Source organism: Peptoniphilus asaccharolyticus DSM 20463, from assembly GCF_900176115.1.
Taxonomy (GTDB): Bacteria; Bacillota; Clostridia; order Tissierellales; family Peptoniphilaceae; genus Peptoniphilus; species Peptoniphilus asaccharolyticus.
In genome coordinates this window covers 402,041-424,958 of sequence record NZ_FWWR01000009.1, presented here as the reverse complement: position 1 = coordinate 424,958, position 22,918 = coordinate 402,041, and the positions used below count along the sequence as shown (strand labels likewise).

Genomic DNA, 22,918 nt, shown 5'->3' with positions numbered 1-22,918 from the left:
ATTTTATAAATTATTCAATAATATTATTTAATCCAATGTAAAAAGATAACCCTTAGATTCTTTTTAAAATACTACAAATAAAAATAGCTCAAGATTTCTCTCAAGCTATTTTCTATAGTTCTTAATCTAAAATATCATGTGTGCGAATAACACAATTATCGGAAGTGTTATTAATGTTCTTTCAAGGAATAGTATGAATAAATCAAGTAAAGTTACTGGCAAATTAGTTCCAAGGATAACTGCACCTGTTTCAGACATATATATAAGTTGAGTTACAGAAACTGCTGCAACTATAAATTTTGTCATTGGGTTAGCTATTTCAGCTGCCAATATAGATGGAACAACCATGTCAGCAAATCCAACTACCATAGTTCCACTTGCCGCTTCAGCTTCAGGAACTTGAAGTAATTTAAGTATTGGTAAGAATGGTTTACCCATTATATCGAAGAATGGTGTTGCTACTGATACTACTAATGCTAAAGTACCTGCTGCCATAATGATTGGTATAACACCTAACCATAATCCTAAAACTGTTCTAGCTCCGCTCTTTAAGTATTGTACAACTCCAACATTTTCTTCAGCTTTTTTAACTGCAAGTTGAAGTCCCCATTCTGATTTTGTAAATCCTGCAGGTATTGCTTCCGGTATAGCTTTTCTAACTCCATTGTTATATTCATCTTTCTTAGATGATAGAGGATAAATTCTTGGTAAAATCAAAGTTGCTATTATACCAGAAAGTGCAACTATAAAGTAAAATTTTCCAAAGTAATCTGTCATAGATACATTTTCAAGAACTACTAAACAGAATGTTATAGATACAGCTGAGAAAGTAGTTGCGATAACAGCCGCTTCTCTTGCAGTATAATAACCATCTTCATATTGTTTGTTAGTTAGAGCAACCCCTATTGTTCCGTCTCCTATCCAAGAAGCAACGCAGTCTATTGCTGAACGACCCGGTAAGTTGAACACTGGTCTCATAAATGTTGTTAGGAATACTCCTAAAAATTCTAACAAACCAAATTCTGTTAAGAACGGTAATATAAATCCAGCTACTAAGAAAATAGTAAATAGGCCACATATAAGGTCATATAATATAAGCCCACCTGTATCTCCGCTATAAATTATTTCAGGACCAACTTCAAAAGCTGTCATAAATCCAATGCAAAGTCCCACTAATCTAGCAAAAAGCCAGAAGTTTGAAATGTCAGATATTTCTTTTAATAATTCATTATTTTCAATCCAAGCCGGTTTGGCTAATTTGTAAATAATTGCTAAAGCACATGATATAACGATACATATTAAAACTAATACATAAATAGGAACTACTGAATCTATTCCCTTGTTGATACCCTTAGATATTACAGATACCATTATTGTTGAAGCACCATCTTTTTTAAACGGCACCATCAAAAGTAGAACACCTATGATTGAAGGAATTAAGAATTTCATAATCCTTCCAGTGGTCATTTTTTCTTTTTTAACATTTTCCATATAAATACCCTCCTTTTTTTAGTAACTTATATTTAAATGTCTTCTCTCCATAGAGGCATTGACATACATCTTGGGCCCCCTCTACCTCTTGAAAGTTCACTTGAAGGCATAATATGAAGTTTTATTCCGTATTCTTCTAAAAGCTTATTAGTAACCTTATTTCTTGAATATACTACAACTTCTCCTGGAGCAATTGCCAAAGTATTAGCTCCATCATTCCATTGTTCTCTAGCTCCTGCTATTGGATCATCTCCACCACAACGAATTAAAGTTACACTTTCAAGACCTAAAGCTTCTGCCAAGACTTTATCAAGCTCTTTATTTTCTTTTTCTATATTGATTCTGCCATCTTCTCCTTTAGTTAGAGAATAAACAGATAGCGGTCCTTCAATTTCAGGATGTATAGTAAACTTATCGTAGTCTACCATTGTAAATACAGTATCAAGATGCATAAAAGCTCTCTTGTTTGGAATGTGAAGAGCTAAAATCTTTTTGAAAGATTCATTCTTTTCAAAAATTCTTTCAGCTAATTTTTCTATAGAAGCTGCATCTGTTCTTTCAGAAATACCCACTGCCAAAACTTCTTTTGATAAAACTAATTCATCTCCGCCTTCAATAGCAGTTGAATCAGTTCTATCATACCACAATTCCAAATCAGCATCTTTAAATCTTGGGTGATATTTTAAAATATATTTTGCAAATATCGTTTCCCGTTGTCTAGTTAAGTTTCTCATCTTATTTAAAGAAACTCCATAACCTATGTTTGCCGCTGGGTCCCTTGTGAAATATAAGTTAGGCATTGAGTCAACTATAAATGGATATTCAGAATCAACCATATCAGTTAAGCTCACTTTCTTAAAATCAGGTAGTTCGTCCTTCTTTATACCTTCCATCATCTTAAGAACCATTTCAAAGTTACTTTCATAACTCATCAACAATTCTTTTACAAGCTTCTTCTTAGTCTTGCCTTCAATGTTAGCTTCAGAAATAAATTCATCCACAAATTCATTCTTAATTTCTTCTGAAGTAATAGCTTCCGCTGCTAATTCTTCCAAATAAAGAACTTCTACTCCATTCTCTCTTAAAATGTTTGCAAAAGCATCATGTTCTTGAACTGCGATTTCTAAAAATGGAATATCATCAAATAAAAGTCTGTCTAATAAATCTGGAGTTAAATTTTCGATTTCTTTTCCAGGTCTATGTAGCAGTACAGTTTTTAATTTTCCAATTTCACTGTAAACGTGTATCGCTTTCTCTCTACTCACCTTCTAAGTCTCCTTAAAAATATATATTTAGATTTAAAGTAAATCTATAAACTACTAATTTTTAACAAGCTATTTAACTTGTCTTGGATAAATAATTTCAAAATATGAATTTTATTCCATTTGATATTAACATTATTTTACCATAATTTTTATGTGTTATGTAATTAAAGAAGCAAACCTTTTCAAGATGTATATTATATCTCTATTCAGCTATGCTTTTGAATTCCTTTAACATTATTTTATCATAGTACCATTATAAATAGTATATAATAATTATTTTATTTTATTAATTTTATCTATTTTTCTCCCCTTATATAAGGATTTTACTATACTTGAAAATTTTATAATTAATTTTTTAAATTAATTTAACAAATTTAAATCAAAAATATACTATTTTAAAAATTTTTCCATTCTGTAGTTTTGTTCCACTTCATTAAGTCTACTATCATTGTTTTTAAATCGATATCCCATCTCTTTATAAAATCCAACGGCTGTAATTGATGATGCCACTTCTATTCTATTGGACCTTAATGCGTATTCATCTTTTTCTAAAGTCTCAACTATGTTTCTACCAATACCCTTTCCAATATATTCAGGTAAAACAAAAACACTCATTATGTAGCTCTCATCTTCTTTACCGCAATATGAACCTATGCCACCTATCCCAACTATCTTTTCATTTTCTTCACATACGTAATAATTATTTTTTTTAGCTCTTTCTATCAAATCATTTTCTGAAAGTTGTATAGAACTATCTTCTAAAAATCTATCTTCATAATCCTTAGAATTGACTTCATATAAAGTTCTTTTTATCAGCGCTGAGCCTTCTTTAGCATCTTCAACTTTAAATCTTCTAATCATAATATCCTCCATCAACTCATAAATAGTTTTGTTAAAATGATTATTTTATAATTTTATTATAACAAATTACATAGTTATATATATGGTATAATTTACTTCGAGGTGAAATATGGCTTACGATGGAATTGTTTTAAAAGCAATCACTAAAGAATTAAAAGACAACTGTTTAAATACAAAAATAGAAAAAATATATCAACCAACAAAATACTCAATAATTTTTCAAATGAAAGTTAATGGCGAAAAAAAGAAATTACTTTTAGATGTATCTAGTCAAGCTCCTAGAATTCATTTTACCGATGAGGAGTTTGAAAATCCTAAAACTCCGCCTAACTTTTGTATGCTCTTAAGAAAGCATCTTGAAGGCTTTAAAATTTTAGACTTCAAACAATATGAGATGGATAGAATTTTAAAAATAGATGTGTTAAGTAGAGATGACTTAGCATTTGAAATTAAAAAGAGTTTAATAATTGAGATTATGGGCAAGTACTCAAACATTATACTTATAGAAACGGAAACAAATAGAATTATAGACTCTATAAGAAGAGTAAATCGAAATATGTCGTCTGTTAGAGAAATATTACCAGGTCTAACTTATAGTGTTGACTCAATTTCAAATAGGTACAACCCATTAGATGAAAATTCTTTTAATAAAGTTGAAATAAATAACTTAAGCATCAAAAAAGGTTTTGTACAAACATTTATGGGTCTTAGTCCGTTAATAATCAGAGAGATATGCTACAGAGCTAACCTAGATGAAGATAGACCTTTAAATAGTCTCTCAAATGAAGAAATTAAAAATCTAAGTTCTAAATTTTACGAAGTTATCAACATAGTTAAAGCAAATGAATTTAATCCTGTTTTAATCAAAGATTTAGATAAGCTAATTGATTTTTCTGTTGTAGACTTAGAATTGTATTCAAAAGATAAAAAAATCAAATTTGAGGGCATTTCTAAGCTTATAAACGACTTCTATTCAATGAAACTTAGAAATCAAATTGTGTCTGATAAATCTAGTGAACTCAAGAAAAAAATTAAAAATTTAATTGAAAGAGAACAAAACAAATTACAAAAACAATTAAAAGAATTTGAACAATCAGAGGGCAGAGATAAATATAAAATATATGCCGATTTAATATCATCTAACCTCTATAGAATAGAATCTGGTATAAGCTCTATAGAACTTGAAAACTTCTATGACGAAATGAAACCTATCACCATTTCATTGGATAATAAATTATCTCCTCAAGCTAATGCAAATAAATATTATAAAAAATTCGCAAAATTAAAAAATGCAAATTTAAAATTGAAAGATGAAATTGAAAAAACAAAATCCTCAATTGAATATCTAAACTCTGTTTTGTTTAGCTTAGAACTTAGCGAATCTTCTAACGACATTGACGAAATAAAAGAAGAACTATATGAGATGCATTATCTGAAAAAAAGTACCATTAAAAATAAAAAAGAAAAATTAAAAATTAGTCAAATAACTACTGAAAATGGAGACATGATTTACTGCGGTAAAAATAATAAACAAAATGAATATCTAACTTTAAAATTTGCTGCTCAAAATGATTTATGGTTTCATGTTCAAAATGCCCCTGGATCACACGTTATCTTAAAAAATAATGGAGATGAATTTAGTGATGAAGCAATCCTTGAAGCTGCTACTTTAGCTGCTACCAATTCTTCTTTGAGTTCATCCAATAATATACCGGTCGATTATACGTTGAAAAAATACGTTAAAAGACATCCGGCTAAAATACCCGGTCTTGTGACTTATACAAATTTTAAAACCATAATTGTAAAGACAAACTAAAAGAACCCCTCGTCTGAAGGGTTCTTTTTTTATTAGATCATTATTCTTCTTTATCTAAAAAATTTAATTTTTCAAGAACAACTTTATAACCGTCAGAACCATAATTTAAACTTCTATTAATTCTAGAAATTGTTGCAGTACTTGCTCCTGTTTCAGATTCTATTTCATGGTAAGTTTTATTTTTTATCAATAGTTTTACTACTTGGAGTCTTTGTGCTATTGCTTGAACTTCTTTGACAGTACAAATGTCCTCAAAAAATCTATAGCATTCTTCAGGTGTTTCCAAAGGATAATTTATCATAACAAGTGCAACATAAATAAACTCATAGCTAATCAGCTGTGTTAATATGTAAGTGACCAAACAAAACATATTAAAAGGAGTGATTAACTATGAGCTATAACCATCTTACCATAGAAGAAAGATCTTGTATTTACCAATTTTTAAATTTAGGAATGAGTATAAGGAAAATTGCACAAGCACTTAAAAGGTCACCTAGTACAATATCTAGAGAAATTAAAAGAAATTCATCTAAGATAAAAGTTAGTAGGGGAAGTTACACTAAGTACTTTCCGATAAAGGCAAATGATAAATATATTGATAGAAGAAAAGACTGCCATAGAAAAAGTAAATTTTCTAAAGATGTTATTGATTATTTAACTGTAAAGATTAACGAACATTGGTCCCCTGAACAAATATCAAATAGAAACACAAATGAGATTCATGAATTACCATCTACATCAACGATATATAGAATGATACACGCCAAAAAGCTGCCAAAAACTAGTATGAAAAATTTGAGAAGAAAAGCTAAATTTAAAAGGCCAGCAGAAAAAAGAGGAAAATTCAATGATAAAGGTAGAACAATTAAGAAAAGACCTAAAGAGATATACAGAAGGCAAGAATTAGGCCACTGGGAAGCAGATACAGTGGAATCAGGCAGATTAGATCATAAAAGGAAAAGTAGATGTTGTTTCGTAACTTTAGCAGAAAGAAAATCTAGATATTATATAGCAATCCTAGTTGAAAATAGAAAGTCGGAAAGCGTAACACCAGCAATAATAAATGCATTAAAAGATTATCCAAAAGAATTAGTAAAAACAATAACCTTTGATAGAGGTAAAGAATTTTCAGAATTTGAGAAAATAGAAAAAGAATTAGGATGCAAAACTTATTTTTGTGATCCCTATTGTGCATGGCAAAAAGGTACAAATGAAAATAGTAACGGACTTTTGAGGGAGTTTTATCCTAAGGGTATGGATTTATCAGAAGTGAATATTGATGAATTAAATTATAACTTAAGTTTAATGAATAATAGACCTAGAAAATGTATAAAATATAAAACACCTAAAGAAGAACTTTTTGGTCTCTTACCATAGGTGTTGCATTTGATTTGACAATTCGTCAAAGTTAAAATTGCCTCAAATAAACCATCAGTTTGCTCACTTTTGATCTTTGAATTATACATATGTGACCTCCTAAGCCTTTCGCTTCTCAATTTTTCTTTCGGTATTATAGTAACAATTTCACATACTAAAGTCAAGATAAATTCTACCAATATAAACCTATACCTTATAGAAGTTTTTATATAAAACTTATAGAAATTTTTATATAAAATTATCAGCTTGTGTTTAACTAATTTTTGCAGAAAAAAGAGTGTAGTTTAACCTACACTCAAACCCTTAGTTTTATAATTAGTATGCTACAAATACAGAACCTTTAGCTCCACAGATTGGACATTTTTCTATTTCTTCAAAGCCAATATATCCACAAACTGGGCAAAGTAAAATTTTATCTGCTTCAAGATCTTTTCCTGCTTCAACTGCATCAATAGCTGCTTGATATCTTTCAGCATGTACTTTTTCAGCTTCTATTGCAAATCTCATTGCTCTAACAGCTTCTTTTTCACCTTGCATTTCAGCTACAGCTATATAAGCTGGATACATTTGAGTATATTCAAAAACTTCTCCACCTTTAGCGCCTTCAAGATTTTCTTTTAATGTGCCAATACCAAATCCTGCCATAGAAGTTACAGGAAAATCTCCTGCTACATCTTTTAATGCATTGAAATGTAGTGTTGCGTGAACTTGTTCAGCATCAGAAGTTGCTTCGAAAAGTCTAGCGATGTTTTCAAATCCTTCTTTTTTAGCTAAGTTACCCCATATTCTGTATCTCATATGAGCTTGGCTTTCTCCTCCGAAAGCTGATCTTAGATTGTCACTTGTCATGTGATTCATAATATTACCCCCTAATTACAGTTGTTCATTCATACAATACTATTATAGGGACTATCCAAATTTTATTCAATACTAAGCTTTATTTATATTAGCAGCTTGATCTGCACTAGTAAGTGCATCTATTATCTCATCTATATCTCCATCAACTATTTGGTCGATCTTATGAAGAGTTAATGAAATTCTATGGTCTGTAACTCTTCCTTGTGGATAATTATAAGTTCTAATTCTTTCAGATCTATCTCCAGTACCAATTTGAGCACTTCTTTGATCAGATAGCTCACCTTGTTGCTCTCTCATCTTCAAATCATATAGCTTAGTCTTAAGAACCTTTAAAGCTTTTTCTTTATTCTTCAATTGACTCTTTTCATCTTGACAACTTATTACTAAACCAGTTGGAATATGAGTAAGTCTAACTGCGGAGTCAGTTGTGTTTACACATTGGCCTCCATTACCTGATGCTCTGAATACATCAAATTTAATTTCAGTTGGATCTATTTCAACTTCAACATCCTCAACTTCCGGAAGCACTGCCACTGTAGCAGTAGAAGTATGAATTCTGCCTGATGATTCTGTTTCAGGAACTCTTTGAACTCTATGCACTCCAGATTCATATTTCAATCTAGAATAAGCCCCTTTACCAATTATCATAAATACAACTTCTTTGTATCCACCAATGCCTATTTCATTAGTGTTCATGATATCAGTTTTCCAACCTTGTCTTTCTGCATATCTGACATATTGTCTATATAGAACTCCAGCAAATAGAGCTGCTTCGTCTCCACCAGCTCCTGCTCTTATTTCCATGATTACATTCTTATTGTCATTAGGATCTTTTGGTATAAGTAATATTCTAAGTTCTTCTTCTACTACTTCCAATCTATCTTCTGCTTCTTTTAGTTCTTCTTTTACTAAATCTTTAAGATCGTCTTCTATATTATCACGTAACATATCTTTATTGTCTTTTATAGTATTTACAAGAGTTTTATATTCTCTATATTTAAGTACTATAGGCTCAATTTCAGCATGTTCAATGGCAGTCTTTTGATATTTTTTGGAATCACTTATAATGTTAACATCCATCAAATCCTGCTCTAAACTTTTAAATTTTTCCTCAAAAGCTTCTAAATTTTCGTACATCCATATCTCCCTTTGTAGCTATGACAACTCTGTCATGGCCTGATAAATCTTTTAAAACACAAGTGTTATAATCTTTTAATAAATTTACCAAATCATTCGCTTGATCATAACCAATTTCTAAAATTAAAAATCCTTTATCTTTCAGATACTTATCTAAATCTTTTACAATTCTTTTATAAATATCTAAACCATCAGCTCCACCATCTAAAGCCAACATTGGCTCATGTTGAACCTCTTTTTGTAAATCTTTTATATCTTCTGTTGGTATATAAGGTGGATTTGAATAAATAATATCATATTTTTTGTCTATATTTTGATATAAATCACTTTTAATAACATTTATATTTTTACAATTATATTTTTCTACATTCTTTAATGTATTTTGAAGTGCATATTCTGAAATATCAACACAATCTATATTCAAGTTTGGACATTCTAAAGCTAAACTTATAGAAACGCAGCCTGTTCCACATCCTAGTTCTAATACCTCATCTCCAGCTTTAGCTACTTTTAAGAGTGCCTCAACGCTGATTTCAGTATCATATCTTGGAATTAAAACATGCTCATCCACTATAAAATCATATTTATAGAAAAACTGATGCCCTAAAATATACTGTAGTGGTTCACCATTTTTTCTTCTCTCTAAAATTTCAAAAAACTTTTTTTCATCATCTATGCTGATATCAAAATCGTTGTGAATAATCAAATAAGACTCTTCAATGTCTAATATTCCAGAAAGAATCATCTTCATTTCTCTATTTACATCTGCATATTCAGACTCTTTATAGTATTCTCTTCCTAATTCAAAAGCTCTCTTTATTTCCATAAGTCACTTTCCCCATCTGTTGGAAGTACAGCTTCTAAACTTGCTATTGCAACTTCTATCATATCATCTGATGGCTCTCTAACAGTAGCATATTTTTGTATTTTTAGCCCAGGTATCCTTATAACTCTGCATATTCCAGAATCACTCTTACCCACATATCTGTTCACTTCATAAGCTATTCCGGCAATTATAGGCATTGCCACAATACGAGTTAATACTCTAACTATTGGGTTAGGCCATCCAAAAAAAGATAGGACTACTATACTTATAATCATGACCATAAATAAAAAGCTTGTTCCACATCTTGGATGTTCTATTGGATATTTTTTAACATTTTCAACAGTAAGCTCTTCTCCTGCTTCATAGCAATGTATAGATTTATGCTCACTTCCATGGTATTCAAAAACCCTTTTTATATCCTCTAATTTTGAGATATAGTGCAGATATATAAAAAATATAATCAGCCTTAGAACTCCTTCAAATAAATTTAAAGCAATAGATGAATTTAAAACATCTTTTAATAGTCCAGCCACCATAGATGGAATTACCATAAATATCCCAATAGCCAATAGCATTGATATCGCAACAGTTGTGAATACCTCAAAATTACTGTCCGTTTTTTCTTCTTCATCCCAAAATGAAGCTGAAAACATCAATGCATTTACTCCAACAATCATTGCGTCAATAAGTTTATATGCACCTCTAAAAATAGGCAATTTTAATACTTTATATTTTTCAGAAAGATCTTTAGCCTTCTCAACTTTAAGTTCTATATCCCCTGTAGGTTTTCTAACTGCTACTGCTATTTTAGAAGGCCCTCTCATCATTACACCTTCTATAAGAGCTTGTCCACCTATAGTAGTTTTAAATGCCTTTTTCTCCATCTTTCTCTCCTATTATAAAAAATGGCTAGCTCCTTGCTAACCATTTTACATTTATCTTTGATATTTTCTGTTGAATTTTTCTATACGTCCACCGTGTTCAGCAGTTTTTTGTTTTCCTGTGTAGAATGGGTGACATGCAGAACAAATTTCAACTTTTAAATCTTCTTTAACAGAACCTGTTTTAAATGTGTTACCACAAGCACAAGTAACTGTTACTTCTTTGTATTCTGGTTGAATGTCTTTTTGCATTTTACTTCTCCTTACTTATTTTTCATATTTAATATATATTCTTTAATATTAATCTCTTCTTTATCAGCTGTAACAATTTTGAAATCATAATCAGCGATAAGACCTGATCCCATTCCTATAAATGTAGCAATAGGAGCCAAGATAGCACCTAGTGATGCTGCAGTAAGAGAAATATTAATTACTGTTTCGCCATCTTTTTCAACTAAAATTTTTGTTGCATTTGTAGTATTCCAAATATCTTTTATAGCTGTTTTAATATCTTCAAATCTAATATCTTCAAACTTAAAGAAATCATTTTTTTCTTTTTCTTCGTTTTCATAATGATTTACAGAAGCTCTTATAATTTCAACTGCTTTCTCAACATCTCCATTAGCATCGAGTAAAGCATTTTTAACTACTTTATAATCAGCTCCAGTGACGTTCATTACATAATCTACTTTTTCTATTGTTATCATGAGATTGCCCTCCTTATTTAGGAAACTACTTTAATTATACACCAAGTGTCAAGTTAAGACTTTTTCTCAACCATCTTTATATGTTCATCTTTACCCACAATAATAAGAATATCATCATCTCTCAAAACAGTATCCGGTGCAGGGTTAACCTCCACTTTGCCGTTTCTTTCGATACCAAGTATTGTAATGTTGAACTTATTTCTAATTTCCAAGTTCTCAATAGTTTTATCCCACCATGAAGGTAAAGTTCTTATTTCAGCTATCGATAACTCTTGTGAAATTTGTATATAATCAAGTAAATTCTTAGATGTCAAATTGTATGCCACCCTTGAACCCATATCCTTTTCAGGATAAACAACTTCATTTACTCCAATTTTTTGTAAAATTTTGCCTTGCCTTACAGTATTAGCTTTAGCTATTATCAAAGGTATGCCTGCTTCTTGAGCTACAATCGATGACATTATTGCCGCTTCAAAATTCTCACCTATAGCAACAACAGCTCCATCAAAATTCTTTAATCCCAAATTTTCAGTCGCATTTTCATCCATCATATCCACTTGTATAGCTGTAGTAACTTTATCTGCAACAGATTGCACTCTATCAAAATTTGAATCTACAGCTAATACATCATATCCAAGTTCGGAAAGTGTGATTGCAACAGTAGAACCAAATCTACCTAATCCAAAAACTACATATGATTTCATAAATCCTCCTATCCAACAACTATATCTCCTTCTGCATACTTATAAAGTACAGTCTTTCTACGCTTCATAAGTGCAACGGCTAATGTTGCAGGACCTACTCTTCCAAGATACATAGACACTGTAATAATAATCTTAGATGCTGCAGATAATTCAGAAGTTATCCCTCTAGATATACCAACTGTTGCAAATGCAGAGATTGTTTCAAACAACACATCTAAAAGATTAAACTTATCTACTTCTACTATAGTTATTAATAAAGTGGTTATTATGACCGCTCCTAAGTAAATTACAGTTATAGCTATTGCCTTTGAAACTGTATCTCTAGGTATAGTCCTCTTCAAGAAGACTACATCCCTCTCTCCTTTAAACACTGATATTGTAGTAAATAAGATCACACCAAAAGTTGTTGTCTTCAATCCTCCAGCAGTAGAAGCAGGAGAACCTCCTATAAACATCAAAATCATCAATATAACTGCAGTTGAATAATGCACAACTCCCATATCTACTGAGTTGAATCCAGCTGTTCTAGATATAGTAGATTGAAAAAATGATATAAGCCACTTATCCGCTTCAGCATAGTTGATCAATGTACCTTCTCTTTCTATTAGATAAAAAAATACAGTACCTAAAACTAATAAAATTGAAGTGACTATTAAAACCATTTTAGTGTGAAGGCTAGTACGTTTGATACTTCTCTTTCTCATTATATCTATAAATACGGTAAACCCTAACCCTCCTAATATAATTAGTACAGCTATAGTCAGATTTAAAATTAAATCCGTTGGATAACTCATTAAAGAATCACCTATTATATCAAATCCAGCATTACAAAAAGCTGAAATTGAATGGAATATCGAAAAAGCTATACCCTTTTCAAGTCCATATATAGGAATGAATCTTATAGATAAAATAAGTGCACCTACTAATTCTATAAACAAACTGATCTTTATTACAGATTTAGTAAGTTTAACCAATCCAGACAATGTATCTTGATTTAATTGCTCTTTAATTAAAATTCTCTCTCTTAGTCCAATTTTGAAATTAAACAGCATTGCTATTAATGAAAATAGCACCATTGTACCCATTCCACCAATTTGTATAAGAGCTAATATTACAACCTTGCCCATAACTGAAAAATATGACGCTGTATTTACAACTATCAAACCAGTTACACAAGTTGCTGAACTGGCTGTAAAAAGTGCATTCACAAAACCAATTCTCTCTCCAGAAACACTTGCTTCAGGAGTATTTAAAAGTACAGCTCCAAATAGTATTACGAACAAAAAGCTCAGTCCTATTATCATCGGTGGATTGTGAAACAACTTATACATTAAAGAATGGAACTTTGAATTTATAATATTCACTTTAAGACACGCTTTTCTTTAAATTATTCACCTTTTGCAACTTTTACAAGTTCTGCAAATCCGTTAGGATCGTTAATTGCCATTTCTGATAGCATTTTTCTGTTTACTTCGATGTTTGCATTCTTAAGTCCTGAGATAAATTTAGAATAGCTCATTCCGTTTAATCTTGCAGCAGCATTAATTCTTGCAATCCAAAGTTTTCTGAAATCTCTTTTTCTTTGTTTTCTACCAGCAAATGCGTAGTTAAGTGATTTCATAACTGCTTGGTTTGCAGGTCTGAATAACTTTGATTTTGCTCCAAAATATCCTTTAGCTTGTTTTAAAATCTTTTTATGCTTTTTCTTAGCGTTAACTGCTCTCTTAATTCTAGCCATCTATATTTACCTCCTATGGAATCATGTGATCAATTCTTCTTTGATCACCCTTGCTTACTGTTTGTGATTTTCTAAGACTTCTAACTCTTTTAGCTGATTTTTTACCAGTTAAATGTCCTTTAAACGCTGTATATCTCTTAATTTTTCCAGAGCCAGTTCTTTTGAATCTCTTTGCTGATGCTCTATGAGTTTTCATTTTTCCCATAATATTCCTCCTAGTTTTCTTCTTTGCTTGGAGCCAAAAACATAATCATGTTTCTACCTTCCAACTTAGGTTTTTTATCAACAGTTCCACTATCAGAAACCATTTCAACAAATTTTTCTAAAACTTCTTTACCTATTTCAGTATGTCCCATTTCTCTTCCTCTGAAGCGAACTGCAACTTTTACTCTATCTCCGTTAGATAGAAATTTCTTAGCGTGTTTAACTTTAGTTTCTAAGTCGTGTTTTTCAATATTTGGAGTTAATCTAACTTCCTTGATATTTATAACACGTTGTTTTTTCTTAGAATCTCTTTCTTTCTTTATCATTTCATATTTATATTTTCCATAATCCATGATACGACACACTGGTGGTTTAGAGTTTGGAGCCACATTTACTAAGTCAAGTTTCTTTTCAAAGGCCATCTCTAAAGCTCTGCTTCTCGCTACAACTCCGACTTGGTTTCCTTCGTCATCGACTAATCTGACTTCCTTGTCTCTAATTTCTTCATTAATTTGAAGTTCTTTAATACTAGCACCTCCATGCAAAAATTTACAATAAAAAAAGCGGGCATAGAAACCCGCAAGAATACAAAATTAATTCTTAAATAACCTTAAAACTCTGTTGTCGTAAGGTGAGAACGGACTTCTACTTAAACAATACACTAATTATACATACTTTTATAAATTTTGTCAATGAATTATTTACTCTTCATCTAAAAATTTCTTGATTTTTGAATATATAAGGTCAATTGCAACTTTATTATACCCACCTTCAGGAATGATTACATCTGCATATCTCTTAGATGGTTCTACAAATTGCAGATGAGCTGAACGAACAGTTGACATATATTGAAGGATGACAGAATCTAAGCTTCTTCCTCTTTCTTTCATATCTCTTAGAATTCTTCTTATAATTCTAACATCGCTATCTGTATCAACAAAAACCTTAATATCAAGTAAATCTCTTATTTCTTCTTCACTTAATATCAATATGCCCTCTAAGATTATGACTTCTCTTGATTCAACAGTTTCTGTTATTTTTTTCCTATTGTGAACTTCATAATCATATATCGGCTTTTCTATGCTCTGTTTGCTCTTTAATTTTTTTAAATGTTCAATTAAAAGGTCATGGTCGAAGGCAAAAGGGTGGTCATAATTTGTTTTAACCCTTTGTTCAAAAGCCACATTAGATTGATCTTTATAGTAACTATCTTCTTCTATTACTGTTACTCTTTCAGTATCTAACATAGAAACTAATTCATTAGTTACAGTGCTCTTTCCAGATCCTGACCCTCCAGCTATTCCTATAATAATTGGATCTCTCATATTTCTTTCCTCATTAAGTAACCAGGTTCTACATCTTGGTCTAACTTCACATAAAAAATTTGTTTAGCTTTATTTGCAACTTCTATCTCAACACCTTTTTCATCTGTCATGTAATCTAACTTTTGAGAAAAATGCTTTACAGAAGGTCCAAATATCTCTACAGATTCACCTTTAAAGATTCTATTTCTTTGTTCTACCTTTGCAAGCTTTGTTTCCTTGTTATATTCTAAGACTATCCCAACAAAATCATATCCTCTTATATAAGAGTTGTCAGTATAAACTTGTGAATCTTCATTTGCTTTTCCATAGAAGAATCCAGTAGTGAAATCTCTGTGGCTAACCTTTTTAATTTCCTCAAGAAGCGAGCTATCAAATTTATAATTTTCAGGATCTGCATAGTAAGCATCTATTGCCATTCTATAACTTCTAATTACAGTGGCTAAGTAATACTCACTCTTAACTCTTCCTTCGATTTTTAAACTTGCTATTCCAGATTCTATCAGGTCATCTATGTGTTCAATCATGGAAAGGTCTTTTGAATTTAAAATGAATGAGCCTTCTTCATGCTCTTCAATTGGAAAATACTCTCCTAGTCTCTTTTCTTCCACCAAATAGTATTTATACCTACAAGCTTGCGAACAATCGCCTTGGTTTGCATCTCTTCCTGTCATATAGTTTGACAAAAGACATCTTCCAGAATAAGACATACACATAGCTCCATGTGCAAAAGTTTCAATTTCTATTTTGTTTTGTGATTCAGATACAATTTTTCTGATTTCTTCTAAAGATAATTCTCTCGCAAGAACAACTCTCTTTGCTCCCATCTTATACCAAAAATTAACTGTTGAAGAATTTGTAACTGAACCTTGTGTTGAAATATGAATGTCTATGTTAGTAGCTTCTTTAATTCTCATAAACATACCCGGGTCGGAAACAATTACAGCATCAACTCCAGCTTCTTCTAGTTGTTTAGCGTACTCCTCAACACCTACTATATCATCTTCATGCGGGATAATATTCATTGTAACATGGACTTTTTTACCTCTTGCGTGTGCATATTCTACACCTTTTTTAATGTTTTCTATTGTAAAATTTTTAGAAGCTTTTCTAAGTCCAAAGCTCTCTCCACCTAAATAAACTGCATCTGCACCGTAGTCAATTGCTGTGTATAGTTTATTTAAATCTCCAGCTGGCGCAAGTAATTCTATTTTTTTCAAACTTTTCTCCTAACTAATAACAATCCATCTCCTATTGGGAGGATGCTTGATACAAATCTTTCATCTTTTTTTACATAACTTATAAACTCATTCAATCTCTTGATTATAGTTCTCTTTCTTCTGACAGCTAATTCTTTTTTAGTTACCATGCCTCTAAATAATATATTATCGCAAATGATTATTCCCTCTTCTTTTAAAAGTTTCTCACATTTGTCAAAATATTTTTTATATTGGCCCTTAGCTGCATCAATAAATATTATATCATACTGGTCTTGAAGTGTTTGCACTACTTCATAGGCATCACCATTTAAAACTTCTATCTTTTTATCAAGACCATATTTCTTGATATTATCTCTGGCAATATTTGTAAAATCTTCTCGCAACTCAACTGTTGTATAAGACTCAATAGTTGAATCCGTAGTAAAAGATATAGCTGAGTATCCTATTGCAGTTCCAAGTTCCAAAACTTTTTTAGGTTTTGTTGTGCTAAACAAAAATTTTATAAAGCTCTCTGTTTCTTTTTCCACAATTGGAACATGATTTTCTATAGCATAATCTCTCATATCTTTTAGATATTCCGGATTGCTAAATGAATTTATATAGTCTATCACATGATCATAAACTACTTCTCTATAAACTTCGTTTTCCATATAATCCTCACAAAAAAAGGAAATCTTATGATTTCCTTAAATTTCCATAATTATTGGAAGTATCATTGGATTACGCTTAGTTTGACTAAATAAGAATGATTTTAAATCATCTCTTATTGATGTTTTAACTGATGCCCAATCTCCTAACTTCTTATTTTCTAACTGTTGCAATGTATCTTTAACAACATTTTTAGAATCTTCCATTAAATCTCCAGATTCTCTTACATATACAAATCCTCTAGATATAATGTCAGGTCCTGAAATAACTTTTCCGTCTTTCTTAGAAATTGTAACAACCACAACGATTAAACCATCTTCTGCTAAGTGTTTTCTATCTCTTAATACAATATTTCCAACATCGCCAATTCCAAGTCCATCAACCAAAATATCTCCTGATGGTACATCTGCAACTAATTTAGCTCCATCTTCAGAGATTTCTAATACATTACCATTTTCCATAATATATATATTTTCTCTAGGAACTCCCATGCTTTCTGCCACTTCAGCATGTCTTAGTAAGTGTCTATACTCTCCATGGTTAGGTATTACATACTTAGGTTTTACAAGAGATTGTAATAACTTATGCTCTTCTTCACAAGCGTGTCCTGAAACATGTATTTCACCAAGAGATTCATATATAACTTTTGCTCCAGATTCTAAAAGCTTATTTATTACACTAGAAACATCTTTCTCATTTCCAGGGATTGGAGTCGCAGATAATATTACAACGTCATTTGAAGTAAGTTGAATTTTTCTGTGTTCATTATAGGCAATTCTTGTAAGGGCACTCATCGGCTCTCCTTGAGAACCTGTTGTTATCAATACCAACTCATTATCATTATACTTGCCCATTTCTTTGACATCTATAATAGTGCCTTTTTTTACTTTCATATATCCAAGCTTAATAGCAGTCTCTGTAACATTAAGCATTGATCTACCTGAAAGCACAACTTTTCTACCAAATTTTTCAGCTGCATTTATAATCTGTTGTACTCTGTGAACATTTGATGCAAATGTAGCTATTATTATTCTAGCATCCGGAGTGCTCGCAAATATTCTATTGAAAGTTTCCCCTACTGAACTCTCACTCATAGTGTAACCTTCACGTAGTATATTTGTAGACTCAGTAATCATCGCTAAAACTCCAGCATCTCCTATTTGAGCGATTCTGTTTAAATCTATTATTTTACCTGATATAGGAGTGAAATCTACTTTAAAGTCTCCTGAATGGAATACATATCCTAGAGGAGTCTTTATAGCTAGACAACAAGCTCCAGGAATTGAATGATTTACATGAATCCATTCCACTTCCATCTTGCCTATCTTTACATTATCCCCGTCGTTTACAACATGCAAATCTACTTTTCCGATATTGTGTTCTTTTAATTTATTTTCAAGTAAACCTATTGTCAACGCTGTACCATATATAGGCATTTTTATCTTTCTTAAAACGTATGGTATTGCTCCTATGTGGTCTTCATGACCATGAGTCAATATCATAGCTTTTATCCTGTCTTTATTCTTTATTAAATACGTTACATCAGGAATTACGGCATCTATTCCCAGTAGTTCATGACCTGGAAATGTCATCCCACAGTCAACTATTAATATTTCATCTTTATACTCTACTAGAGTTAGATTTTTACCGATTTCAAGCATTCCTCCCAGAGGAATTATCCTAACTCTGCCATTATTTTTCATCTATTCTCCTTTTAACTTTTGATAGCAGTCTTTGCAATGTCCATAGAATTTAAGGCTGTGGTCAACTATTTTAAAATTTTCCTCTTCTTCTATTTCTTTTTCTAGATTATCCAATAAATCTAATTTTACTTCTGTTACTTTTCCGCAATCTACACAAATTAAATGGTGATGTCTATGTTCTTCCCCAGACTCATGCTTTAATTCATATCTTGTAACACCGTCGTCAAAACTTATCTTATCTAAAATTCCAACTTCTTCAAATAAAAGCATTGTTCTATATACAGTTGCTATACCAATATTTTTATTTCTTTCAGAAACTTCTTTATAGACTTCTTCTGTTGACAAATGAGCTCCCTCGTTATCTGTAAACACCTTATAGATTTCTACTCTTTGTCTAGTAAATTTATGTCCATATTGTTTTAAAATCTCTTTTACATTTTCAACACTATTATCCATTAAACACCTCACTGAAGCGCATCATTTTTCACTTTTTCGTATGCCTTAAAGGCGTCATATAATTCTGAGCGTTCCGGCATAGTAATACTCTCACTACCATATGGGTCAACTTCTATCTTGTATATATAAGTTTTTGAACCCGGATCATCAACAGGAGCTATAGCAACATAGCGTTCTTCATCTATGTTAAACTCAGCTTTTATCAAAAAAGCAACTACATTGTCATACTCATCAATAAAAAGTTGCCTATGCATTATTCCTCCTTAAAATATCAAGGTGAGTTTGTAAAATATATGTGGCTGCTATCTTATCCACATATTTTTTTCTGTTTTCACGCCTAACATTTCCTTCTATCAATACTCGCTCAGCAGAAAGAGTTGTCATTCTCTCGTCTATATAGACAATTTCCACTTTGTATTTATTTTTTAGCTTTTCAGAAAATTTTACTACTTTTTCAGCTTGTGGACCTATTGTATTGTTCATGTTCTTAGGCAATCCCACTACAACTGTGTCCACTTTATATTCTAAAATCATTTCGTAAATTTCTTCATATGTTTTTTTATTAGAAACTCTCTCTAGAGTACATACTGGTTGAGCCATCATAAGTAAATCATCACTTACAGCTACCCCAATCCACTTATCTCCAACATCGAGTCCAAGTATTCTTTCCATAACCACAACCTCAAAGGTACATATTGGCTATTAAACTACAATATGTAAATGAGATGGATATCCATCTCATTTTATTTAACAGCTTATTACTAATTAATTATTTTAGATAAACTCTAAGTAATTCCCCTAAAAGTTCATCTCTTTCAATTTCTTGAATAATAGATCTAGCATTATTATGACTTGTTATATATGTCGGATCTCCTGATAAGATATATCCAATGATTTGATCTATTGGATTATACCCTTTTTCTTCAAGAGCTGCATAAACTGTTTTTAAAATATTTTTAAATATCTCAGATTCTAAAGCTTGTTTTTCAAAAATTTGTGTTTGATTTTTGTCGTTCATAATATTCCTCCTGCAATTATAACATAGAAATACTTATCTTAAATCAATTCTTCTAATTTAGACAATGCCTCTTGTACTTTGCTAACATCTTTTGCGCCTGCAGTAGCCATATCTGGTCTACCACCACCGCCACCTTGAGCAATTTTAGCAACTTCTTTTACTATATTACCAGCAGCATATCCTTTAGATATTAATTCTTTTGAAACAGCACAGACAAAATTAACTTTTCCATCTACAACTGTAGAAAGTAACACTATAATATTACCCATTTTTTCTCTAATATCATCTGCAATATTTCTAAGAGTATTTACATCTACTCCATCAAAACTATATGTTACATAAGAAACATCATTTTTAACTTTTACAGAGTCTATTATATCAGATAATTCGTCTTTTGCTGACTTAAGTTTAATCTCTTCTATCTCTTTCTCATATTCTTTAACTGAATTAACTAATGCTGAGATTTTTGATACAACTTCTGTTTTATTAGCTTTTAATATTTGAGCTGATTCATTTCTTATAGCTTCTAAAGAATTTAGATACTCATAAACAGCCGGTCCTGTTATAGCTTCTATTCTTCTAACTCCAGATGAAATTCCACTCTCTGATAAGATTTTGAACATTCCAATTTCTGCAGTGTTGTTTACATGAGTTCCTCCACAAAGTTCCATAGAGTAATCTCCCATACTTAAAACTCTTACTTCGTCAGAATATTTTTCTTCAAAAAGTCCTATAGCTCCCATTTCATAAGCTCCCTTAGGGTCAGTTATTGTAGTCTTAACTTCAAGAGCTTCGAATATTTTTTCATTTACTATAGCTTCTACTTTTTCTAAAAATTCTGCATTCACTCCTTCAAAGTGAGTGAAGTCAAATCTCATTCTATCAGGTCCAACTTCTGATCCAGCTTGATTTATATGATCTCCTAGAGTGTCTTTTAAGGCTTGATGTAGAAGGTGAGTTACTGAGTGATTACGTCTTATGTCATGTCTTCTGCTAACATCTATTTTTGCAGTAACTTTTCCTAATTGGCAAAGTCCTTCTTCAACTTCTACAAGGTGGATGTGAACTCCATTTTTAGCTTTTTTAGTATCTATAACTTTAAGGATGAATTTATCTGAAACTATTGAACCAGTATCACCTATTTGTCCACCAGATTGTGCGTAGAATGGTGTCTTAGATAAGATTACAGCACCTTTTTCTCCTTCTTGTAATTCAGAAACTTCTTTTCCAGCAAGTAATATATGAGTTATTTCTGTGTCTACTTCATTCAATTCGTATCCTACAAATTCGTTTTCAAATCCATCATAAACACCTTCAGATTCATTACTTGACCAACCCATTTCATCTGAGTCATCTCTTGCGGCTCTAGCTCTGTTTCTTTGTTCTTCCATTAGCGCAAAGAATCCATCTCTATCAAGTTTCAATCCGTTGTCATTGATAATTTCTTCAGTTAAATCTATAGGGAATCCATAAGTATCATATAGTTTGAATGCTGTTTCTCCACTTAAAACATCAGAACCTTTTTCTTTTAGTGATTTTATTTCATCATCTAACATTAAAGTTCCCTTATCTATTGTTTGAGCAAACTTTTCTTCTTCAAGTTTAATTACTTGTTTTATCTTATCTTTATTAGTTTCAAGGTCTGTATAGTGCTTGCCCCATGATGAAATAACTTCATCTGTCAATTGATATAAGAAACTTCCATCTATTCCAAGGTTTTTACCGTGTTTTGCAGCTCTTCTTATAAGTCTTCTAAGAACATATCCTCTTCCTTCGTTTGAAGGTCTTATAGAGTCTGAAATCATAAAAGTCATAGCTCTTATATGGTCTGTAATAACTCTCATAGACTCATCTTTTTTAGCATCTTCTCCGTAAGTGATTCCAGATATTTTTGATATAGCCTTTATAATATTTTGTAGAGCGTCTATTTCAAATATATTATTTGTTCCTTGAAGTACAGTTGAGATTCTTTCTAATCCCATACCTGTATCTATGTTTGGATGAGATAGTGGATGGTATACCCCTTGTTCATCTTTATCAAATTGAGTGAACACAAGATTCCAAACTTCTATAAATCTATCACAGTCACATCCCGGTTTACAGTTTGGATCATCACAACCATATTTCTCTCCTCTATCTACATAGATTTCAGAGCAAGGACCTGATGGACCAACTTCAAGTTCCCAGAAGTTATCTTCTTTACCTAATCTTACGATTTTTTCTTCTGGTATACCTATTTGATCTCTCCAAATGGCAAAAGCTTCATCGTCATCTTGATAAACTGTAACCCAAAGCTTTTCTTTTTCAATTTCAAGTCTTTCAGTTAAAAATTCCCATGCCCAATTGATTGCTTCAGTCTTGAAGTAATCTCCAAAAGAAAAATTACCAAGCATTTCAAAGAAAGTGGCATGTCTATCAGTTTTTCCTACATTATCTATGTCGCCTGTTCTTATACATTTTTGACAAGTAGTTACTCTACTATGTGGTGGGGTCAATTCTTTAGTAAAATATTTTTTCATTGGCGCCATACCCGCCCCAATTAATAAAAGTGACTTATCTCCCTTTGGTATCAAAGAAAAGCTGTCCAACACAAGATGTTCTTTTCCCTTAAAAAATTCTAAATATTCACTTCTAATTTCTTGGAGTTTTAAATTCTTCATCCTCTTTTACACCTCAATTATAAAAA

At 31.3% G+C, this 22,918-nt stretch carries 26 protein-coding genes; 2 read left to right on the top strand and 24 right to left on the bottom strand.

Annotation, left to right across the window (positions count from 1 at the left end):
• Positions 1-126 precede the first annotated feature (126 nt).
• The 3 genes from B8869_RS02725 to B8869_RS02715 all read right to left on the bottom strand — a co-directional run bounded on the left by B8869_RS02725 (position 127) and on the right by B8869_RS02715 (position 3,617).
• A complete protein-coding gene (locus tag B8869_RS02725) occupies positions 127-1,491 on the bottom strand; it encodes a YjiH family protein (protein WP_234989728.1) in 1,365 nt (454 codons plus the stop codon).
• Between the two features lie 32 nt (positions 1,492-1,523).
• On the bottom strand, positions 1,524-2,756 hold the full coding sequence (arcA, locus tag B8869_RS02720) for an arginine deiminase (RefSeq protein ID WP_084230204.1): 1,233 nt from the start codon (positions 2,754-2,756) through the stop codon (positions 1,524-1,526).
• Between the two features lie 390 nt (positions 2,757-3,146).
• Positions 3,147-3,617 (bottom strand): GNAT family N-acetyltransferase, encoded by a 471-nt coding sequence (locus tag B8869_RS02715; RefSeq protein ID WP_159445228.1) that lies wholly within the window; start codon positions 3,615-3,617, stop codon positions 3,147-3,149.
• Positions 3,618-3,726: 109 nt separating this feature from the next.
• On the opposite strand from B8869_RS02715, the gene B8869_RS02710 reads away from it, so the two are divergent.
• The gene (locus B8869_RS02710; RefSeq protein WP_084230203.1) at positions 3,727-5,433 is read left to right on the top strand and encodes an Rqc2 family fibronectin-binding protein; all 1,707 of its coding nucleotides are present in this window, start codon (positions 3,727-3,729) and stop codon (positions 5,431-5,433) included.
• Positions 5,434-5,473: 40 nt separating this feature from the next.
• Here the strand turns inward: B8869_RS02710 and B8869_RS02705 are convergent, their stop codons facing one another.
• Positions 5,474-5,734 carry a YerC/YecD family TrpR-related protein gene (locus B8869_RS02705; protein WP_200805940.1) on the bottom strand — a complete coding sequence of 87 codons (261 nt, stop codon included), beginning with the start codon at positions 5,732-5,734 and terminating at the stop codon, positions 5,474-5,476.
• 89 nt (positions 5,735-5,823) lie between these two features.
• Between B8869_RS02705 and B8869_RS02700 the strand changes: the two genes are divergently transcribed.
• Positions 5,824-6,810 carry an IS30 family transposase gene (locus B8869_RS02700; protein ID WP_084229742.1) on the top strand — a complete coding sequence of 329 codons (987 nt, stop codon included), beginning with the start codon at positions 5,824-5,826 and terminating at the stop codon, positions 6,808-6,810.
• A gap of 315 nt (positions 6,811-7,125) precedes the next feature.
• Here B8869_RS02700 and B8869_RS02695 read toward each other — a convergent pair whose 3' ends face one another.
• The 20 genes from B8869_RS02695 to alaS all read right to left on the bottom strand — a co-directional run bounded on the left by B8869_RS02695 (position 7,126) and on the right by alaS (position 22,892).
• On the bottom strand, positions 7,126-7,668 hold the full coding sequence (locus B8869_RS02695) for a rubrerythrin family protein (RefSeq protein WP_084230201.1): 543 nt from the start codon (positions 7,666-7,668) through the stop codon (positions 7,126-7,128).
• 72 nt (positions 7,669-7,740) lie between these two features.
• Positions 7,741-8,805, bottom strand: coding sequence for a peptide chain release factor 1 (gene prfA, locus B8869_RS02690; RefSeq protein ID WP_084230200.1), 1,065 nt, complete (start codon positions 8,803-8,805; stop codon positions 7,741-7,743).
• Entirely contained in the window at positions 8,780-9,631 is an 852-nt protein-coding gene (gene prmC / locus B8869_RS02685; RefSeq protein WP_084230199.1) for a peptide chain release factor N(5)-glutamine methyltransferase, read from the bottom strand. The genes prfA and prmC overlap by 26 nt, the downstream gene beginning before the upstream one ends.
• Entirely contained in the window at positions 9,622-10,515 is an 894-nt protein-coding gene (locus B8869_RS02680; protein ID WP_084230198.1) for a DUF1385 domain-containing protein, read from the bottom strand. Before B8869_RS02680 ends, prmC begins: the two co-directional genes overlap by 10 nt.
• Before the next feature lie 51 nt (positions 10,516-10,566).
• Positions 10,567-10,764 (bottom strand): 50S ribosomal protein L31, encoded by a 198-nt coding sequence (rpmE, locus tag B8869_RS02675; RefSeq protein ID WP_084230197.1) that lies wholly within the window; start codon positions 10,762-10,764, stop codon positions 10,567-10,569.
• An 11-nt stretch (positions 10,765-10,775) separates the two neighbouring features.
• Positions 10,776-11,219, bottom strand: a complete 444-nt coding sequence (locus B8869_RS02670; protein WP_084230196.1) for a DUF4342 domain-containing protein — start codon at positions 11,217-11,219, stop codon at positions 10,776-10,778.
• A gap of 53 nt (positions 11,220-11,272) precedes the next feature.
• The gene (locus B8869_RS02665; RefSeq protein WP_084230195.1) at positions 11,273-11,923 is read right to left on the bottom strand and encodes a potassium channel family protein; all 651 of its coding nucleotides are present in this window, start codon (positions 11,921-11,923) and stop codon (positions 11,273-11,275) included.
• Positions 11,924-11,931: 8 nt separating this feature from the next.
• Positions 11,932-13,287 (bottom strand): TrkH family potassium uptake protein, encoded by a 1,356-nt coding sequence (locus B8869_RS02660; RefSeq protein WP_234989727.1) that lies wholly within the window; start codon positions 13,285-13,287, stop codon positions 11,932-11,934.
• A 23-nt stretch (positions 13,288-13,310) separates the two neighbouring features.
• On the bottom strand, positions 13,311-13,661 hold the full coding sequence (gene rplT / locus B8869_RS02655; protein ID WP_004822765.1) for a 50S ribosomal protein L20: 351 nt from the start codon (positions 13,659-13,661) through the stop codon (positions 13,311-13,313).
• A gap of 13 nt (positions 13,662-13,674) precedes the next feature.
• A complete protein-coding gene (gene rpmI, locus B8869_RS02650; RefSeq protein WP_084230194.1) occupies positions 13,675-13,866 on the bottom strand; it encodes a 50S ribosomal protein L35 in 192 nt (63 codons plus the stop codon).
• A gap of 10 nt (positions 13,867-13,876) precedes the next feature.
• Complete coding sequence (infC, locus tag B8869_RS02645; protein WP_144017927.1) at positions 13,877-14,410, bottom strand: translation initiation factor IF-3; 534 nt, start codon at positions 14,408-14,410, stop codon at positions 13,877-13,879.
• Positions 14,411-14,566: 156 nt separating this feature from the next.
• On the bottom strand, positions 14,567-15,190 hold the full coding sequence (udk, locus tag B8869_RS02640; protein WP_084230193.1) for a uridine kinase: 624 nt from the start codon (positions 15,188-15,190) through the stop codon (positions 14,567-14,569).
• Positions 15,187-16,407 carry a peptidase U32 family protein gene (locus B8869_RS02635; protein ID WP_084230192.1) on the bottom strand — a complete coding sequence of 407 codons (1,221 nt, stop codon included), beginning with the start codon at positions 16,405-16,407 and terminating at the stop codon, positions 15,187-15,189. Before B8869_RS02635 ends, udk begins: the two co-directional genes overlap by 4 nt.
• Positions 16,404-17,057: an O-methyltransferase gene (locus tag B8869_RS02630; RefSeq protein ID WP_084230191.1), complete on the bottom strand. Its 654-nt coding sequence runs from the start codon at positions 17,055-17,057 to the stop codon at positions 16,404-16,406. The genes B8869_RS02635 and B8869_RS02630 overlap by 4 nt, the downstream gene beginning before the upstream one ends.
• Positions 17,058-17,093: 36 nt before the next feature.
• Complete coding sequence (locus B8869_RS02625) at positions 17,094-18,758, bottom strand: ribonuclease J (protein WP_084230190.1); 1,665 nt, start codon at positions 18,756-18,758, stop codon at positions 17,094-17,096.
• A complete protein-coding gene (locus B8869_RS02620; RefSeq protein WP_084230189.1) occupies positions 18,759-19,214 on the bottom strand; it encodes a Fur family transcriptional regulator in 456 nt (151 codons plus the stop codon).
• Positions 19,215-19,222: 8 nt separating this feature from the next.
• On the bottom strand, positions 19,223-19,468 hold the full coding sequence (locus B8869_RS02615; RefSeq protein WP_084230188.1) for a DUF1292 domain-containing protein: 246 nt from the start codon (positions 19,466-19,468) through the stop codon (positions 19,223-19,225).
• Positions 19,461-19,886: a Holliday junction resolvase RuvX gene (gene ruvX, locus B8869_RS02610; RefSeq protein WP_084230187.1), complete on the bottom strand. Its 426-nt coding sequence runs from the start codon at positions 19,884-19,886 to the stop codon at positions 19,461-19,463. The genes B8869_RS02615 and ruvX overlap by 8 nt, the downstream gene beginning before the upstream one ends.
• Positions 19,887-19,983: 97 nt before the next feature.
• The gene (locus tag B8869_RS02605; RefSeq protein ID WP_084230186.1) at positions 19,984-20,232 is read right to left on the bottom strand and encodes an IreB family regulatory phosphoprotein; all 249 of its coding nucleotides are present in this window, start codon (positions 20,230-20,232) and stop codon (positions 19,984-19,986) included.
• Positions 20,233-20,270: 38 nt separating this feature from the next.
• Positions 20,271-22,892, bottom strand: coding sequence for an alanine--tRNA ligase (alaS, locus tag B8869_RS02600; protein ID WP_084230185.1), 2,622 nt, complete (start codon positions 22,890-22,892; stop codon positions 20,271-20,273).
• Positions 22,893-22,918 lie beyond the last annotated feature (26 nt).